This window comes from Blastocatellia bacterium (genome assembly GCA_025054955.1).
Lineage (GTDB): Bacteria > Acidobacteriota > Blastocatellia > HR10 > J050 > JANWZE01.
On the sequence record JANWZE010000085.1, the window covers coordinates 35057 to 54445 of the forward strand.

The following is a 19389-nucleotide window of genomic DNA, read 5'->3' on the forward strand; positions in this document are numbered from 1 at the left end:
TGCCCACGCTTTTTTGGTTCTAGAGTGGGTTGCAAATGATTTTACCCTGGCGGCCCCGCATCGTGCGGGCTCATGCACGCTGGAACGCTCACAGGGCAGACTCGTTCGCAAACCGCTCTGACTGCCGATCAAAAATTTATTGTCAACTTGACAATCAAGTATGATTTAACTTTATACTAACGCTCTTCCAGGGTTGGGCATTTGATAAAGAATAATGATGAACAGAAATTCACGGTGGGAGTACATGTCCATCACAGTGCTGAAGGGTCGTGGCCTGTTTAGGTTGCGTGGGTAGCGGTGCGCTTTTGGGGCAATAATTATGAATGCATGGCGTAAACTCAGAAGCCACTATCGGGAGTTTATGTTTCTTGCTAAAGGCCTGCTGTGGACAGACCGGCCGGTGCTGGCACACTTGATTCCGATCCGTCGTTGTAATCTGTCGTGCGCTTATTGCAATGAATACGACAGTGTTTCTGCGCCTGTGCCTACTGAAACGATGTTCCGTCGCGTGGACAAACTGGCCAGTCTGGGGACGTTGGCCATCACCATCAGCGGAGGCGAGCCGTTGCTGCATCCTGACTTGGAAGCGATCATTCGTCGAATCCGTCAGCATGGGATTTTGACCGGCTTGATTACCAACGGCTATTTGTTGACGCAGGAGCGCATTCTGAAGTTGAATGAGGCTGGGTTAGAGTACTTGCAGATTAGCATTGATAATGTCAACCCTGATGACGTATCCAAGAAGAGCCTCAAAGTGTTGGATAAGAAGTTGGTCTGGTTGTCGCAACTGGCCGAGTTCAAGGTCAACATCAATTCAGTTATTGGCGGCGGCATCAAAACGCCCCAGGATGCGCTGGTCATTAGCAAGCGTGCATTGGAATTAGGCTTTTCTAGCTCGTTGGGTGTCATTCATGATGGAACGGGCACGCTGAAGCCGCTCAGAGGCATCGAGCGAGAGGTCTATTTTGAAATGAAGCGACTTCGTAAAAGCAGCTATGCGCGGGTAGATTACTTCCAACGAAATCTTGTGGATGGTAAGCCGAATCGCTGGCGTTGCCGAGCAGGCGCGCGGTACTTGTACATTTGCGAAGACGGGTTGGTGCATTACTGCTCGCAGCAGCGAGGGTATCCGGGTGTGCCGTTGGAACACTACACGAAAGAGGACATCCGCCGCGAGTATTTGACTAAGAAAGCGTGCGCGCCTTACTGCACCGTGTCGTGCGTCAATCAGGTGGCGACGTTCGATTTCTGGCGCGATCCACAGACGCTGCCGGCTAAAGGGATAGTTCGCAAGGAAGCGGTTCAAGCCATCAAGTTATACCAGATTCAAACATCGCCGAGCCGCTTGAGCAAATATGCCGGGAGGTAGCCGCTGGGAGGGTTGTTACGAAGGACTCATCTATAATGTTTTACCAAGGACGCCATCGGACGTGGTCAGGGCAGCTTCGCCACAAGCAGCAGGGGCGACAGAAGTATCAGGCTGACGCCACTGTCGGGTGGTGGAGCCGTCTCGGAGCAGACTGCCTGGGCAGCAATGTCGCTGGCTGTTTGCCCGACCACCGGCTGCTTGACGCCGGTGTGGCCGACGGCTATTCTTGCCACGACGCTGACTTGTATCCCATCCAAGGGGGCGAATTAGAAGCTGGATCGCCAATTCAGCTTCTATGGAGATTCATGCCGGCGAAGGTGATGGGATGAGGCAGGTGCTTTGCCGGCGATCGTTAAGGAGATATATATATGCATAAGCCGATCAAGTATGTCGAAAAGGGATTGACCATAATGGCCAAGGGGGTGTGGTTTGTGTTTGAGCGACTGAATCGCATCAATCAGAATCCATCGTTCACCCCCAAATGGTCTGACAAACCCTTGTTGAAGTCGTATCAGAAAGTGAAGCCGCCATTGGGATGGCCACGAACGACCGATTCGCTCTGTCCAAAGTGCGTGCCGGAGATTCGTGAAAAAATTCTCAATGGCGCGCTGCCGGTTGACATCTTGCGCCATGAACGGGTGGGCGAAATCAAGGCGCAGATCATCGAACGCGATGGCAAAATCCTGATGGTCAAGGATTGTCCCATTCATGGTCACTTTGAAGATGTCATGTCAATTGACCCGGCGTTCTTCAAGCACCTCGAAGAATCATTTCCTGGCAGCGACATCGTCGCTCACAACGATGAGAGGTTGCACAATCATGGCAGCAGCACGATCAAGTATGGTCGCGGCGCTGTGCTGACCATTGACCTGACCAATCGCTGCAACATGATGTGCGACCCGTGCTTCATGGATGCCAATCAAGTTGGTTTCGTCCATGAGCTGAGCTGGGAAGACATCAAGACGTTACTCGATAACGCCATCTCGCTCAAGCCGCGCCGTCAGTTGTCGGTGCAGTTTTCCGGTGGCGAGCCGACGCTGTCGCCTTACTTCCTCGATGCCATCCGCTACGCGCGCAAAGTTGGTTACAACAGTGTGCAAGCGGCGACCAACGGCATCGAATTTGCCAAGAGCCCTGAGTTTGCTCGCGCCGCCGCCGAAGCTGGGTTACGCTTTGCCTACTTGCAATTCGATGGCATTGGCAATGCGGCCAACCAGCATCGTCGCGTCGGCAATCTGTTCGATGTGAAGTTACGCGCCATTGAAAACATGCACAACGCTGGCATCGAAATTGTGCCAGTGACCACCATTGTCAATGGCATCAACAACGAGCAGGTCGGGCGGATCATTCAATTTGCGCTGGACAATCCGCGTAAGATTGCCTTCCTCGCGTTTCAGCCTGTTTCATTCACAGGACGTGATGAGGCGATCACGGATGAGCGGCGGCAAGCGCAACGTTACACGCTGTCGCATCTGGCGCATGATGTGAAAAAGCAGACCGGGCTGGGCGAGCCAACGCGCGACTGGTTCCCGATTTCGTTCATCAGTCCGTTCTCGGACTGGGCTGATCTGGTCAAAGGGCCGAATCAAGACTGGGGCTCGTTCAAGTGCGGCTGCCATCCCAACTGCGGCGTCGGCATGGCCGTGATGGTGGATAAAGAGACAAAAGAGGCTGTGCCGGTCACAGCGTTTCTCGACGCGTTGCCGTTGGCCAAGGACGTAGCGTCCATCAATGACGCCGCCCGGGGCAAATGGCTCTCCATCATCGGCATGGCGTTGGCGCTGATGAAAAACTACGATCCGTTCAAATCGCCAACCCATTTCCGTTTGATTGATCTGCTGAAGAAGTTTGACAAAACTTGGGGAGCGACCGGCCGCGACTACGGCAAGGTCGGAGCAGACCGGACGATGGCCGACATCCAAAAGCGACGGCAGGATCGTTGGAATTTCCTCTTCATCGCCGGGATGTGGTTCCAAGACCTGTTTAACTACGACTTCCGCCGGACTGAACGTTGCATCATCCCCTATGCAACGCAAGAGGGCGAAATTTCCTTCTGCGCCTACAATACCGGCATCGGTTGGCGCAACATCGTCGAAAAGATGCACATGACGGCGACGCTGAGCAAGTGGTACCAGGAGCATGGCCGACATGAAATCTTTGCCGGCGGCAAGAACGTTGCGCTTAACAGCACCGAGCATTCGTTGCTGCTGCGTGAAGAGATCATCACCAAGGACGTGCAGCACGATCTGGATCGGTTGGGTGTTGCCAAGAATGCGCGCGAAGAGCAGATGAAGGCCCGCGCCGAACGCAAACGCCGCGAAGAGGAGAATGCGCGCATGGCGAAGCTCTATCGGCAGATCGTTTTGAATGAGCCGGCAGAACCGGAGCCGACGCTCGTTCAGCTTCGCGTTGGCAATGGGCGCGCTAACGGTCAGCAGGCGGCTGTGACTCCCGCTTCGTTGACGCCGGCAAAGCAGGAGAGCGCAGCCCATCAGCAGGCGGCTGCCGGCATTGGCGACTAGTCACGCTGATCTGGATAGCAACACGTTGCGGGCCGCCGGACGAAAGCCTCCTCCGGCGGCCTGCCCCCAGTTTGCTGGCTGTGATTTCCGACCATGCTTGTCATGCCGTTGCGCATCACGCCCGATATAAAATCCAAACTCACGCAGGGGCTGTCTCATCGGCCCTTGATTTTCAAGAGGAGAAGTCTTGATGAATCATCCGGGAAGAAAGATCGTGCTTGCTGCCAGTAATTCGGAATCATCCGAGTACATGCGCAGCACATGGCGGCAGATGTTGCTGGCAACGCTGCCCATGCGATACGCTCGTTTCGTTTCGGATATTTCTGTCACTAACGAGACCTGGCCTGATGGTCAGGCCAAATACGTGCCCACTGGCTTGCGGGTCATTGAATCGCTGTTGCTGGAGAAGTTCCGACCCGAAGACATTGCTGTTTGTTATCCCGATCAATTGCCGTGGTTCGTCGGCGATGAGACGCGGGTTGTTGGCATTCATGCGCATAATCCGCTGGGCATCACGTTTGCCACCGATGTCTATGCAAAGTTCTATGGCCGCCAGATTGAACCGGTCAATGCTGGCGAGTTTCGCAAGCTGATTCTGCATCCGGTGCTTCGTCAGCATAAGCATCATTTGAAGATCATTGTTGGCGGCCCCGGCTCGTGGCAAATCGAGAAGAAGAATCTGCAAGACGAATGGCAAATTGACTGCATTGTTGACGGGGAAGCCGAGGATGTCGCCGTTGATCTGTTTGAGAAGGCGATTCGGGGCGAGCCGTTGCCGCGCAAGGTGGAATGTCGAAGCCCGCGCTTGGAAAAGATTCCGATCCTGCGCCATCGCGCCACCTACGGCGCAGTCGAGATCACGCGCGGCTGCGGGCGTGGCTGTCAGTTTTGCTCGATTGCCCTGCGCAGCGGCAAGAGCCTGCCGCTGGAGCATATCCTGGCCAGCGTGCGCCATCAGGTGGCCGAAGGCGCTGATACGATTTTGCTTGTCACCGAAGATATCTTTCTCTACGAGCAAGGCCCACGATTTGAAACCAACGTGCCGGCGCTCAAGCGCCTGTATGAATCAATTGCGGCTGTTCCCGGCGTCAAGTACCTGACACAGTCGCATGGGACCATGGCGCCGATTGTCAAAGACCCGCATCTGGTCGAGGAATTGTCGCCGGTGGCAGTGGGCAAGAGCGTCCATCGGCATCGCGCCTCCACGCATCCGGAGAAGCGCTACGCCAATTTGTTCATCGGGCTGGAGACTGGCTCGGTGCGCTTGTTCAAACAATTCATGAAAGGCAAAGGCTATCCGTATCGGCCAGAACAATGGCCGGATGTCGTGCTCAAGGGCATGGAAATTCTCAATAAGCATAATTGGTTTCCCTTCTGCACATGGATCATTGGCTTGCCTGGCGAAACGCGCGAGGACACCAAGGAGTCGCTCGATTTGCTCTTCGCCTTGAAGGACGCCAAGTGGTGCGTCATTCCGACGTTGTTTGTGCCGCTGGAAGATACGCGGCTGGAAAAGAACGAGAGCGCCAAATTGGTTGACTTGACCGACCTGCAATGGGAGTTCTTCTTCACCTGCTGGCGCTATAATCAGCAATTCTTCTACAACAATCTGAGGACCAATTTGAAGTTTAGTCTGGGCGTGCCCATCTACTACTACTTGCTCGGACGCAAGCTGTTTGGCAAGGCGATGAAGTATCCGTTATTGCGGCTGGGTCACTTCCCGGAATGGTATCTGCGTCGCCATTTGTACCTGGATTTTAGCGGGCGGAGCAAACCCAAACTGAAGGTGCCGGAGCACGTCGAGATTCCTGAGCACCGTCACCGGCCGGGGATTCCTGAATTGGAGATGGCTCACTTGATGAGTTGAGCCACAGGCCGGATGATGTTCATCACTCATCGGAGACACACGCCGAGCGGCTTGGCGCAGGCGTGAGGCACCTCTTGCTGATGAGTAACGGCTCAGATGCGTATATGCAGAACGCGGCGTTGATCTGACTCTACTGACGATCATGATGTGCGCCGAGCTGCACGCACTGCGTCGTATGGCGTGTGCGACGGCTGCCGCAACATCAAGGTTCATCTACCAAGGCTCGTATATGCAACGTGCCCGAGCAGGCAGGCGTCCAAACACCCGCTTGTGAATGATAGTGACTGCTCAATGGAGGCAATGCTTATGAGGAGCTGGGATCAAATTACTTTGGCTTTGGCGCTGGGTTGTTTGGTGCTGCCGGCAGCGTCCCTGGTTCCCCTGACTCGGGCGCAGGCTGATCGCGTATGCGTCTATGGCGATAAGAATTTCAAGGGGAAATCCGAGTGCTGGTCAGGGAGCGAAGACTTACCTGACCTACGGCGACTGGGGTGGAACGATATGATTTCATCCATCCGCGTATTCGGTCGAGCGCGGGTGGTGATCTACAAAGACGTCAACTTTGGCGGCGAGTCGCTGGAAGTGGCGTCGGATGTGAGCGACTTGAAAAATCTGCCGGGCAACTGGAACGATCAAATCTCTTCGCTGCGCATCGTGGGCAGCGGCTACGGCGGATTCAATCAAGGAGGCGGCTATAATCCGCGGGACAATGTGCTGCCCGGTCAGGGAGCCAGCCAACTGCGCGGTCACGGCGTGTTTCAACTGCAAGGTCGCCGCAATGTGAACCTGCAGACCGCCGTTGTCGAGTTAGCTGCCGACGGCGATGCGCTACTGGAATTTCGCGGAGATGATACGCTGCGATTTTATGGGCGATGGCGGCGTGTTGGCTCAAACGTTGATTTGGACCTGAAACAAGCTGACGATAGGCGTCGTGTCACTGGCGATGGTCGAATTGAATACCGGCGTGGGCAGATTGCTCAGATTACGCTCAATGGCCGCAGCGAGCCCTGGGGCGATCCTTTTCGGCTCTCATTTAGCGTTCATGGAACGAGCGATGATCAGTCAGAGCAGTGGCGTCGGTCCGAATACATGACGTGGCGCGGCCGGGTAGATGACGAGATCGAAATCTTTGTCCGCGGCGATGAAGTGCGAGTGCGGACCATTGCCGGCAGGCCGCTACAGGGCGAACGTGTATCGTTTTCCAGTCCGCTACCCCGACGAGATATTCGCGTGGAGCTTCGTCAGATTCGTGGGCGTGGATCGGTGGAAATCATCCAGCAGCCCGAACGCTTCAACAATTACACGGCTGTGGTTCGCATTCGAGACAAGAGAGGCGGCGATGATGAATACGAGTTTGAATTGTCGTGGTGAGCGGATTGGGGCTGCTGGCACAAATCGGCACAGGCGCGGATGGGTTGCTAGGTAACGTGACAAAATTTTCGGGGCGTTTTTGGAGTGCTGCGATGTGTCGCAGCTTTGGCCGGAAAGCGGTGACACGTCACTGCACTCTGAAGACCGTGCTCACTTCATGCCCTTGACTTTGAAAAGCCCCGGCTCAACTCACTAGCCGCATGCGGCCGGCTGCACATTGGCGTATGGTGTGGCAGCGGCGCTCGGTTGTCGGGGCGTCTCTTGGCGTATGCTCACGTTGACAATTCAATAGCGACTGACGGGGTAGAGATGTGTAGATACCGATGGCGGGCGCTCTCAGGGTAAACGAATCCGCAAGCCGCTCTGCTGAGCAACCGGAGAAAGCATTGGTGGACGTCGCCGCCGTCTTTTTGATATACTTGCGCCTCGTTTTCAGCAAACATTACATGATGGGAAAGGTGGTTGCGTTTCAGTGTTGCAAGTTAACGCAAGCGTCTCTTGGGCGCATCGGCTGCAAGAGGCGTGATCGTTTCTGTGGGGAACGGTACGGTCTCGTTCTGTTCTCTTCCGGCATATACTGAGCTGCTGATCCTTCCGGGCGGCAGCTTGCCTCCGTGGCAAGCCGGCTGGTGGAGCCTGTCCCGGCAGGCTTAGCCAATTGAGCAAGCGACCGTACACGGTCAGGTGTGGGGAGTAGAATTTTGGCAACTGAGGTTAATCAGGGAGAAGCCCAGATGATCCAGCCCGCTGGCGGCAAGCCCGACACGTTCTGGCGGGTGGAAGGAAGCCTGCTGAATTTGAATGCCATCCACCCGGTTGGTTTCTTCACCTGGAATGCGCAACGATTCACCGAGCGTTGGGCGCGGCGCAGTGGAGTTGGGCTGGTTACCTTGTTGAGGCCGTTCCTTTATTCAACCAACCGCGTGTTGGCCACGCGCGTGTTGCACATGCTGCTGCGCGGCGTGAGTCGAGACCGACTCGACTTGCTTGGCGAAGAGTATTTCCACTATCGGTTGAAGCCTCGGTTGAATCAGCCGAGCGTAGACAAGATCAAGCAATTGCTCGCTTCGGGCAAATCTGTCGTGCTGGTCAGTCAGGGTCTGGAGCACATCATGCGGCCGCTGGCTCAGTATCTTGGCGCTCAGTATCTGATTGCCAACCGATTGGAATTTCGTGACGGACTGGCCACCGGCCGATTGCTCGATCCTGTGATTCGACCGCGCGGCGCCTATGCGCGGTTTGTGAGGAAAAAGGTGGATGGGCGCGTATCGGCCAAGAAACTAACGCGCCACCTGGGGATCACGCTTGATGAGCTGATGGGAGCCATTGTGCCGGCCAAAAGAGTCACGCACATGCCGGCCCGACCGATTGTCTTATTTGAAAAACGCGAGCGTCTCTCACAGCTCTCTGTGCGCCAATCGTTGGCCGGAAAGCAGCTTTTGCTCATCGGCGTCACCGGCTTCATCGGCAAAGTCTGGCTGGCCAAGGCGCTCAAAGACATTCCTACAATCGGCAGAATCTACTTGCTCATTCGTCGTCAGCGTTCGCTCAGCCCGCAGCGGCGCTTCCAGAAAATGGTCGAGGAATCGCCGGTGTTTGAATGGTTCCGGCAACGCTATGGCGCGGATTTAGCCGCATTTCTCAATGAGAAAATCGAAGTGGTTGAAGGCGACATCACACAGCCCGGACTCGGCCTCGACCCGCTGATGCACCAGCGATTGACCCGTGAATTGGATGTGATCATCAACAGTTCTGGGCTGACCGATTTTAATCCTGACCTGCGTGAAGCATTGGCGATCAATGTGGACGGCACGCTTCATCTACTGGATTTCTTCCGCCAGTGTGAACGCGCGGCACTCATGCACTTGTCCACCTGTTACGTTGTCGGTTATCGGGATGGACGTGTGCCGGAGCAGTTGATCGCCAATTACACGCCGTGGCCTATCGAAGGGTTTGATGCCGAGCGCGAGCGTCAATCGCTCTGGGCCTTAGTTCGGCGCATTGAAGCGGAAGCCGCCACGCCCGACGTCACCGAGCAGCTCCGCCAGCAAGCGCAGAGCAAAGCCGCCGAGGCCGATGACAGCAGCGACGCTGGCTTGGAAACGCGTCTGCGCCGTTATCGGCAGCGATGGATTAAGAATCAATTGATCGAAGCCGGCATGAAGCGGGCCAAAGAATTAGGCTGGCCCAATACCTACACGTTCACCAAGAGCATGGCTGAATCGTTGATCGCGACGCTGGGAGCTGACTTGCCTATTGCCGTTGTGCGACCCTCTATCGTGGAGACATCCATTCATGAGCCGTTCTGTGGCTGGAACGAAGGCGTCAACACGTCGGCGCCGATTTCCTATCTGCTAGGCACCTATTTCAGGCAACTACCCAGCAACGAACGTAAATACCTGGACATCATCCCGGTGGACCTGGTCTGTCGCGGCATGGTCTTGATTGCTGCGGCGCTGGTGCAACGCCGGCACGATCAGGTTTACCAGTTGGCCACGTCGGCGGTTAATCCCTGCGACATGGGGCGCTCTATTGAGCTAACGGCGTTGGCGCATCGGAAATTCTATCGCGCGCAGGAGGGGCTGGCTTATCGTATGCGCGCTCGATTTGAATCCATTCCTGTCTCCAAAGAGCGGTATCAGGCGCTCTCGGCGCCCGGTCAGAAGGCTGTCGTTCAGGCCATTCAAAAAATCAGCGCGCCGCTGCCGCTGAAGCGGCCTCCGTTGATCAACGTTGAACGCAATCTGGAGCGCGTTGCCAAGCTGATCGAGCTTTACGAGCCGTTCATTCTCGATAATCAACAGGTATTTAATACCGGCAACGTCGCCCTCTTGTCGCAGGCTCTTGTGCCAGAGGAGAAAGAGGATTTCCAGTATGATCCGTTTTCGATTGATTGGTGGGAGTACTGGATCAACATTCATATTCCGGCGCTGCGGCGCTGGTCGTATCCGATCATTGAAGGCCGGCCGGTCGAGAAAGCATCCGGTCAACACTCGGCTGTCAATCTTCAGTCATCGCCTTCTATGCTCGGCGCCAAATATCATGGATAAGGTAGAAGTGAGAACCGAGGTGTCGCTATTGCGAGTGTGGGCGATGTGGCTCGGCCAAATCTCGGCGGCATGCTGCATCGCAACGAACGCCACCAAGCGGGTTGCGAGTCTGGGCGATGTGGCTCGGCCAAATCTCATGGATAAAGTCGAAGCGCCATCCGATAGCTAAGTAGGTGGACAAAAGGTCCGGCAGATTTTGGTGGGACGGGACATTTTGGAGTGTGGTGACGTGTCACCGCTTTCCAGCCAAAGCTGCGACACGTCGCAGCACTCCAAAAACGCCCCGAACGTTTGTCACGGTACTTAGAGCGGATTGCGAATCAATCTACCCTGGGGCGCGCAGTTGCAGCGTGCATGAGCCCGCAAGGCGGCGCTCGCTGGGCAAAGGCAATTGAAAATCGCTATAGTGGCAGTTGTTACGAATCGCCGATGAAAGGCAAACTGCCAGAACTTTGAACGTGTTTCCGATGTCGTGCTTGGGCTTTCGGATTTTCAACATGTTTGGGATTTCGTGCTTGGGCTTTCGGATTTTCAACATGTTTGGGGTTTCGCGCTTGGGCTTTCGGATTTTCAACATGTTTGGGATTTCGTGTTTCGGATTTCGGATTTTTTAACATTATGGGGATTTTCATCACAGGAGTGACCGGTTACCTGGGCGCGCACACAGCGGCCAATTTGTTGCAGGGTTACCCTGACTCGCTGAACCTGCTGGTGCGGGCTCACGATCAACGTGAAGCTGAAGAGCGGTTGTGGCGGGCCATGCAGTTGCATCTGGACTTCGCTCAGTTCTACGAATTTCTGCGAAGGCGGATGAACATCTTTCTTGGCGATTTGACACAGCCACGCTTCGGTTTGTCAGAGAGCGAGTACCGGCGCTTGGTCAAGTCAACCGATTCGATTATTCATTGCGCTGCGTCGCTCAATCGCAAATCGGAGAAGAGCTGTTTGAACGTCAATTTGCGCGGCACACTGGAAGTCATCAAGTTGGCTCAGGCGACGCGCGATGATCATGGTCTGCGGCGACTGAGTCACATCAGCACGGTCGCTGTCGCTGGCCATCGCAGCAATGAAATCGTGCATGAAGATGAAGCGATTGATTGGGATCGCTCTGATTACGATCCGTATGCGCGCACCAAGAAATTCTGCGAGCACATGATCGAGCAGTTGCTGCCTGACGTGCCAGTAACGATCTTTCGTCCGAGCATTGTGCTGGGTGACAGCCGGTATGGCGAGACCACGCAGTTTGATATGGTGATCGCGTTTGTTTTTCTGGCCAGGCTCCCGTTGCTGCCGTTTCGTCCGAGTGATCGGCTCGACATCGTGCCGGTTGATTTTGTCGCTGAGGCGATTGCCACACTGCATCAGAAGGAGCAGCCGGCGCATCGGATTTACCATCTCTCATCGGGGCGGCGCTCGGAGACGTTCGATGAGTTAACCAGTGCGCTGGCGCGGGCGCAGGGCAAGCGAAAACCTATCTTCATGCCCAGTCTGGAGCGGCCGGTGACCGCGATGGTGAATTTTCTCTCCAATCGCCGTTGGCCGCTGGTTCGGCAGTATGCCTCGCTGTTGAAGGTCTTCCTTCCATACTTGGTTTGGAATACGGTCTTTGATAACTCACGCATCGTTGCTGAGCTGGGCCGCGAGCCGGCGCCTTTTTCGAGCTATTGCTATCCGCTGATGAAATTCGCTCGCAGGAACCGGTTTACCTATCCCTACAAGCCATGGCCGAATTTGGCCAAGGAGGCAGCGCGATGAGCATGGATGTCGTCTTGCAAGCGTGGGTCGCCGGCATCATCGAACTCTCCAAGTTGAAATGGATGCTCGGCCACGGACGCCGCTGGACGCCAGGCGAAAAGCTTAAACTCTTCTTCACCGGCTACAACGGCACGCGCAACACCGGCGCTGATGTGCGCGTCGAGGAGATGCTACGGCAGTTGCGACACGTCCTCGGACCGCAGCACGTTGAATTCAGCGTGCTGACGCAGAATTTTGATTTGACGCGCGGCTACTTCTCTGGAACCCGGCAGGTCTATCTGCCCGATGTGTTTCCGCCGATGTTGTACCGCGAAGTGCCTCAGTATGACGGTGTCGTTGCCTGCGAAGGGTCCATGTTCAAGAGTAAATTTGCCAACGCGCTGACCACCATGATGGTGGGCGCATTGGGCATCGCCTCGGCGCACAACAAGTTGTCGGTCGGCTATGGCGCTGAAGCTGGTTACATGGACCCGTTGGTGGCGCGCATGGTGGCTCGCTATTGTCGTCACTCATTGATTATCACGCGCAACGAAGAATCTATGGCCGTGCTCAATAAGCTGGGCGTGCTGACCGAACTGGGCACAGATACGGCGTGGACGTTCGAGCCGCATGGGCCGGATTACGGAAACAAAATCCTACGTCAACTTGGATGGGACGAGCGCGCGCCGGTGCTGATCGTCTGCCCGATCAATCCGTTCTGGTGGCCGGTGAAAGCATCGGTGATGAAGTACCTGGCTTACACGGTGGCCGGCGCGTTCAAAGAGAGTCACTATCGCACGATTTACTTTCATCACGCAGGGCCATCGGTGACGCGCGCCTACAATCACTATTTGACGGCGATGTCAAAGGCGGTCGCCGCCTTCCGCAAAGAGCAGAATGTCTTCACCGTGCTGGTAGCGATGGAGGCCCTGGACACCAAGGCGTGCCGACAGATGGCTGATCAATTGGGCGGTGTGCCGGTGTTGACGTCGCTCGATTACGATATGTATCAGTTGGTGAGTATCCTGCGCTGCGCTCATCTGATGGTCTCATCACGGTATCATGGGATTGTCTGCTCGATGCCGGCGTTGGTTGCATCGGCAGGTGTCACGATGGACGAGCGCATCCGCAATCTGATGCGCGAGCGTGGCCATGAGCATTTACTGCTCGATGTGGACGATCCTCAACTCGAAGAGAAACTGCTTGCCGTGATGAGAACCTTGTTCAACGAGCGGGAGTCTGTTCGTCAGGGCATTGGTCAGACAGTCGCCAGAAACCTTAAACTGATGGCGCGCATGGGCGTCTATTTCGAGCAGCATGTGCAGCGGCGCTTCCCTGAATTTCCTATCCGGACGGGCATCCTCAGTTGGGAAGATTATCTGCCGCCGCTCAGCCCAACGTTGCGCAAGCTGGTTGAAACGTATGGCGACGCGCCACTGGCGATGAGACATGGAGCAACCTGAGCAACTTATGAATTTCGTTGAGCAGATTTTTCAGCGTTTGCATGAGACGCCGCAGCGGCCTGTCCTGCAGGAAGTGCGGGACGGCGAGATCACCGGCGCCACATGCGCTGAGTTATTGGCGGCAGTCCGCGCAGCGCGCGCATGTTTCAAAGCAGCAGGATTGAACAAAGGCGACCGCTGCGCTGTGCTAGCTGCCAATAGTATTCAATGGGCGGCTGTGGACCTGGCGCTGATGGCCGAAGGGATTATCGTTGTGCCGCTCTATGCGCGACAAGCGCCCAATGAGCTGGTCGGCATGATGAAGGATGCCGGCGTCTCGCTGATTTGCTGCGGTGACACATCGCTGCGCCAGGCGATTCATGAACATTGGCCTGATTCGCCCCCGACCTATTTATTTGAGCAGATTTTCGCTTCAACGGGCGAGGCTGGTGACGGCGAGGTTGCCCCAGTGGCATTAAACGAGTCGGATCCAGTCACGATCATTTACACCTCTGGCACGTCGGGCGAGCCTAAAGGCGTTGTGCTCACGGTGGGGAACGTCACCTACATGCTCGGCTGTACGAACGCGCGACTCGATGTCTTGATGGGGGAGACGACGGAACCCGATCAGGTCTTTCATTACTTACCATTTTGCTTTGCCGGCTCGTGGATTCTGTTGCTCACATGCTTGACGCGCAACAGCGTGTTGACGCTTTCAACCGACCTGAACAAGCTGGCCGAGGAATGGAAAGTTGCGGCTCCGCACTATTGCCTCAACGTGCCGATCTTGTTGGAACGCATGCGCGCAGGCATCGAAGACCAATTCCACCAACGGGGTGGGCTGTTGCTCAGGCTCTATCAGAAAGGCAAAGCTGTGTGGTTCCGACGCAATGCGCGAACAGAGGTTGTCTCTGAAGAGACGGATTCGCCGCTTGATTCGCTCTGGTTGTTTTTAGCAAATTCCTTGATCTTTCCTGCGGTCAAGAAGCGACTTGGTCCTCGCTTGAAGGCGCTCATCTGTGGCTCAGCTCCATTGGCAAAGGAGACGCAGCTCTTTTTTATGATGCTCGGCATTCCCGTGCTGCAGGTGTATGGTTTGACAGAAACGACAGCCATTTGCACGATGGATCATCCCTACAAAGTGGAGCCAGGCCGCGTTGGGCCAGCCATTCCCGGCATTGAAATGAAACTGGGCGACGGCGACGAAATCCTTGTGCGCGGCCCCAACATCTTTGCCGGATACTGGAACAAGCCTGACGCAACGGCGCAAGCCTTCACCGACGGCTGGTTCCGCACCGGCGATCAAGGCGAAGTGGACAACGGCAACTGGCGAATCATCGGGCGCGTCAAGCACGTGATTGTTTTGAGCTCCGGTCACAATGTGCCGCCTGAGCCGATTGAAGACATGATCATCCGGCAGATTCCCGGAGCGCAACAGGTCGTTTTGGTGGGGCATGGGCGAAGCTTTCTCGCGGCGCTGATTACCGGCAATGTGACACACCAGCAAGTCGAAGCGGCCTTGCATGTCGTCAATCAGCAGTTGCCACACTATAAACGCATCCGCGCGTTTCACATCGAAAGAGAGCCGTTCACCGTTGAAAGCGGCTTGCTGACGGCTAACGGCAAACTCAAGCGTGAAGCTATCGCCGCGCGGTTCAGTGAACAAATTGAAGACTTGTACCGCGCGAAAAAAGCCTGATGCGTGGCGGTGTCGCGCCGTGCCTCAGCTCATCCAACTCGCTCGTCGTTCACGTATGGACAGGGCTTGACGATGCATCGGCGCCCGGTTGCGTGAGCCGATCACACATAGCCACGCGCTGCTTCATCATCAATGGTGATGGCTGCGCGCAACGTCGTGGGAGAGTCTCATGACGAACATCAGATTCGGAGGCGTTGTCCACGTCGTTGGTGACAACACCCAGAAACGATGAAAAACAGGCACAGCGTCACTGATTGACCGAGCGTAAATCTGATTGACTGAGTACGCTACTGCCACACGATACGCCAATGTGCAGGCGTCGCTGATTAACTGATTGCAAATCTCTTCATCAGTGAATCTGCGCCTGCCTTTTCGGAGGAAACATGCCAAAGCATACACTCAGAGTAGTTGCCAGAATCATTGCTCGCCCGGACAAGGTGGAGGAACTACGTTCACTGTTGATGGGGTTGATTGAACCGACCCGCAAAGAACCAGGTTGCATCGCCTATGAGCTGTTGCAAAACAAAGCCGATGAGACTGACTTCACGTTCGTGGAAGAATGGGAAGACGACGCGGCGTTGGATGCGCATCTGGCTTCACCGCATGTGCGCGAGGCGCTCAGCAAAGCGCCTGCTCTGTTGGCGGCTGAGCCAGATATTCGTCGCTACAACGTGGTGGGATAGGAGGCTTACTGACCGATGCCGACGCTGATCAGCAAACCGTCTGTGATTGAAGCTGCCGGCAATAAGCCGAAATTGATCGAAGAGTTCATCGGCCGTGTTAATTCCCACACCACGGCAGTGAGCATCGCGCGGATGCGCAGTCCCGCCGGTTGGGTGGAGCCGGGACAGACCCCTGAGTTCGATGAGTACACGGTTGTCTTGCGCGGCCTGTTGCGCGTGACGACGCGGGAGGGCAGCGTTGACGTGCAAGCCGGTCAGGCTGTGATTGTTCATCGTGGTGAGTGGGTGCAGTACAGCACACCAGCGCCCGACGGCGCCGAGTATATCGCCGTGTGTCTGCCGGCGTTCGGCATGGACATCGTTCATCGGGATGAATGAACGCGCGATGAAGAAAGCACAACGAGCCATTGTCATGAAGCCACCGAGGTCATAGAGTCCACCGAAAGCCCTCGGCTCCCTCTACCCCCTCTGTGGCTTCTGTAGCCATTTTCGGGAGGATCGCCCCTATGCTATTGCACGCCACAAAGAATGAAAATGGAGCGCACAGTTGGGAACGCCTGTGCCACATTGTCACAAAAACGGCGCAATTGTTCTGACTATGAGTAACAAAATCATCATCGAGCAGCGCGGACGGGTCCGCATTGTTAGTATCAATCGTCCGGAGGTGCACAACTGCGTTGACGGCGAGACGGCCGTCGGCCTGGCTGAAGCGATTGAGGCATTCGCCGCCGACGCTGAGGCGCGTGTGCTGATCGTTACCGGGGCTGGTGAGCTGGCGTTCTGCGCGGGAGCTGATTTGAAAAATCCAATGTCACTGCTCCAACACCGCTACACTGATATTGCCGGACCGATGGGCTTTGCGCGGCTTGATCCGGGCAAGCCGACGATTGCAGCGATCAACGGTTATTGCTTTGCCGGCGGTTTTGAACTGGCTGCGTGGTGCGACTTTCGGATTGCTGCGGCCAACGCGGAATTCGGCTGCCTGAGCCGGCGCTGGGGCGTTCCGTACACCGATGGCGGCACGCAACGATTCGCGCGCATCATGGGATTGGGCAATGCGCTCTACCTGCTGGAGACCGGCGCGCGTATTGATGCCTGGCGCGCTCAGGCGATGGGATTTGTGCAGGAAGTCGTTCCGCAAGGTCAGGCGCTGCCGCGCGCGCTGGAGCTCGCAACGTGCATCGCCTCGTATCCCAATTTCGCTGGCATGTGCGCAGATCGGCACGCGACGCTGGCCACCTACGGCCTGTCACTCGATGAGGGTCTGAAACTTGAGGCGCAAATTGTTCGACCGACGCTCGCCAGTGACGAAATGATAGCCGGCCTGGAGCGTTTCCGCGCCGGCGCGCGTGACGCATCGCCACGCCCGCCAAGCCACGAAGCTCACACAGAAACTGCAACTCCAAGTACACCAAACGACCAACATCATCATGCAGAGCCTCAAAGCAGTTGAGATCGTGAAAGAGCGAGCATCGCCAAGCGCCGGTAGTTTTATCGAAGTCGCATTTTCAAATGAGCGTCCATAGTGTAACCTGATGCCTGGTGAAAGCGAGCGCGTGAGGGCCTGCGATGATGAGCATAACCGAACTGAGCATTGACGCATGGGCGCAACCGGCACTCATTTTCCACATCCGGCATTTGATCAATGTATCACGCGCGTCCGCGTGCTCACCTTGTCGGGGGAGATCGAATGCAAATTCTTATAGGAGAATGCGCGTCATCTCTTCAAACTTGATTGACCAGGAGGCGTTATGAAACTCCTCAGCCTATGGATGCTCACGACGCTGGCAATCGTCTCTATTGTTCGGAGCGCAACAATGGCGCAGGATGCTCCGGACATTGTTGTGCTCAAAGTCGGTTGGAGCAAAGAACGCATCAACTGGGAAGCGAATCCCTTTGGCGGCCCGAATGAATCCTATGATGAGATGCGTGTGCGCATCAATGATGAGCGACGATTAGAAGCGGCCAAGCGCGGAGGCAGCACGGCCGATCAAAACAAGCTCGAACGCGAACTGCGCACCTATGAGATCATGAAAGCTAACAAAAAACCGCCGCCGCTGCGTTACGCCTACCGGTACAGATGCACAGTGCAGAACACGGGGACGAAGACGATCAAGTTGATTGATTGGGATTACGTCTTCCTTGATCCGGAAACACAAGCTGAAGTCGGACGACACCAGTTCACCAGTGAAGAGAAAATTGGCCCAGGAAAGAAGAAAGACCTGGAAGTGTTCATTAAGTCGCCGCCGGGCAGAATCGTCAGCGCCAACGTCTACAACAGTGAAGGCCTCCATGAGCGGGTCGTCATCGTGCGTGTCGAATACACCGATGGGTCTGTTTGGCAACGGCCGTGATGAGATCGGGTTCGCAACCTGGCTCGTGGCTGACGGCCACACGCGATGATGGCCTCAGGTGGTGGTGAGCGTGTAAACCGAGTCGGCCAACACGGGCGACGTCTGCTGAGTAGACTGAGGGTGATAGCAGACTAAGATGAGCTTGGAGGTAGACCGACGGGCCGACACCTATGAAGATGCATCTACGCCAGCCGGTCGTGCATCCGTTCTAATGCAGCGCAACAGCAGACGGCTGACTGTCTGGGCGACTGTGATGAGATCATGGTCATATACGAGATCACAGCCATTGTATCACCAGCCTTGACGCAAGCGTTTGAACGCTACATGCGAGAACAACACATTCCTGACGTACTGGCGACGGGCTATTTCACTGCTGCGTGTTTTGCTTCGAGCACATCGGGTCGTTATCGGGTTCGATACGAAGCGACGAGTCAGGAGTCGCTCGACCGGTACCTGACGGAGTGCGCTCCTCGGTTGCGAGCAGACTTTGTCGCACATTTTCCTGATGGCATTCAGTTGGAACGCGAGGTCTGGCAGAGACTGGAACGTTGGACCGGTCCCTCATCAGTCTGCGGTTGAAGCGCCGGCACAACGTTAGTCGCCTGATGAGTGGCCGGCTGCTAGGAGCGCGACGTTGTCCACAAGATAGCAAGAATGACAGGACTTTCAATTAAAGGTGATCGGCGGGCTGCAAGTAGCGCGGACACTGTTCAAGCAGGTCGCACGCGATTAAGTGCCGGAGCGACATTGAGCCATCTGCTCCGCGCATGGGTCTACGTATGGGCCTCGCCGGCTACTTTGATCGGAGTGCTGATTGCGCTGTTGGTAAGGCTGCGTGGTGGTTCGGTTCGTTTGGTGCGAGGTGTGATCGAAGTTCACGGCAGTTTTTTACCCAAACTCCTATCCAGTCGTTTGCCGTGGCTCGGCTCCAGTATGGCCATCACACTTGGCCATGTTGTCTTGAGCAGGGATGCCGACTGTTTGGAGTACACGCGACGGCACGAGCGCGTCCATGTGCGGCAGTATGAACGATGGGGGCCGTTTTTTCTTCCGGCCTATTTTTTGTCAAGTCTGGCGGCGCTGTTGCGCGGGCGGCATCCGTATCACGACAATTGGTTCGAGCGCAAGGCGTTTGAACAGACAGACGGACTTATACCAAATGCCGAGTGACGACCACACATTCGCGCTCAGTCATTTCAGGTCCCGCCATCCTCTATGAGTTCTATGAGCATGTCTTTTCTCCGCTATTGGTATTCCTCTCTGACGCTATCTGCTTAGGCTTTGATATTCGCGCGGTT

General features: G+C 55.8%; 15 protein-coding genes. All 15 read left to right on the top strand.

Annotated features, from left to right (window positions below; translation table 11 throughout):
- The first annotated feature begins 361 nt into the window (after positions 1-361).
- The 15 genes from NZ823_11105 (at position 362) to NZ823_11175 (ending at position 19261) form a co-directional block, all read left to right on the top strand.
- Positions 362-1369: a radical SAM protein gene (locus tag NZ823_11105; protein MCS6805672.1), complete on the top strand. Its 1008-nt coding sequence runs from the start codon at positions 362-364 to the stop codon at positions 1367-1369.
- A 35-nt stretch (positions 1370-1404) separates the two neighbouring features.
- Complete coding sequence (locus NZ823_11110; protein ID MCS6805673.1) at positions 1405-1698, top strand: hypothetical protein; 294 nt, start codon at positions 1405-1407, stop codon at positions 1696-1698.
- Positions 1699-1737: 39 nt separating this feature from the next.
- Positions 1738-3891 (top strand): radical SAM protein, encoded by a 2154-nt coding sequence (locus NZ823_11115; GenBank protein ID MCS6805674.1) that lies wholly within the window; start codon positions 1738-1740, stop codon positions 3889-3891.
- Positions 3892-4081: 190 nt separating this feature from the next.
- On the top strand, positions 4082-5758 hold the full coding sequence (locus NZ823_11120; protein MCS6805675.1) for a B12-binding domain-containing radical SAM protein: 1677 nt from the start codon (positions 4082-4084) through the stop codon (positions 5756-5758).
- Between the two features lie 306 nt (positions 5759-6064).
- Complete coding sequence (locus NZ823_11125; GenBank protein MCS6805676.1) at positions 6065-7129, top strand: peptidase inhibitor family I36 protein; 1065 nt, start codon at positions 6065-6067, stop codon at positions 7127-7129.
- A gap of 734 nt (positions 7130-7863) precedes the next feature.
- A complete protein-coding gene (locus tag NZ823_11130; protein MCS6805677.1) occupies positions 7864-10179 on the top strand; it encodes an SDR family oxidoreductase in 2316 nt (771 codons plus the stop codon).
- 618 nt (positions 10180-10797) lie between these two features.
- Positions 10798-11934 (top strand): SDR family oxidoreductase, encoded by a 1137-nt coding sequence (locus NZ823_11135; protein ID MCS6805678.1) that lies wholly within the window; start codon positions 10798-10800, stop codon positions 11932-11934.
- Entirely contained in the window at positions 11931-13376 is a 1446-nt protein-coding gene (locus tag NZ823_11140; GenBank protein MCS6805679.1) for a polysaccharide pyruvyl transferase family protein, read from the top strand. Before NZ823_11135 ends, NZ823_11140 begins: the two co-directional genes overlap by 4 nt.
- On the top strand, positions 13363-15054 hold the full coding sequence (locus NZ823_11145; GenBank protein MCS6805680.1) for an AMP-binding protein: 1692 nt from the start codon (positions 13363-13365) through the stop codon (positions 15052-15054). Before NZ823_11140 ends, NZ823_11145 begins: the two co-directional genes overlap by 14 nt.
- A 383-nt stretch (positions 15055-15437) precedes the next feature.
- On the top strand, positions 15438-15737 hold the full coding sequence (locus NZ823_11150) for an antibiotic biosynthesis monooxygenase (protein MCS6805681.1): 300 nt from the start codon (positions 15438-15440) through the stop codon (positions 15735-15737).
- Between the two features lie 15 nt (positions 15738-15752).
- A complete protein-coding gene (locus tag NZ823_11155; protein ID MCS6805682.1) occupies positions 15753-16115 on the top strand; it encodes a cupin in 363 nt (120 codons plus the stop codon).
- 220 nt (positions 16116-16335) lie between these two features.
- Positions 16336-17190 (top strand): enoyl-CoA hydratase-related protein, encoded by an 855-nt coding sequence (locus NZ823_11160; GenBank protein ID MCS6805683.1) that lies wholly within the window; start codon positions 16336-16338, stop codon positions 17188-17190.
- Positions 17191-17488: 298 nt separating this feature from the next.
- Positions 17489-18091, top strand: a complete 603-nt coding sequence (locus NZ823_11165) for a hypothetical protein (GenBank protein ID MCS6805684.1) — start codon at positions 17489-17491, stop codon at positions 18089-18091.
- Positions 18092-18352: 261 nt separating this feature from the next.
- On the top strand, positions 18353-18670 hold the full coding sequence (locus NZ823_11170) for a DUF4286 family protein (GenBank protein MCS6805685.1): 318 nt from the start codon (positions 18353-18355) through the stop codon (positions 18668-18670).
- A gap of 75 nt (positions 18671-18745) precedes the next feature.
- Complete coding sequence (locus NZ823_11175; protein MCS6805686.1) at positions 18746-19261, top strand: hypothetical protein; 516 nt, start codon at positions 18746-18748, stop codon at positions 19259-19261.
- Positions 19262-19389: the final 128 nt, after the last annotated feature.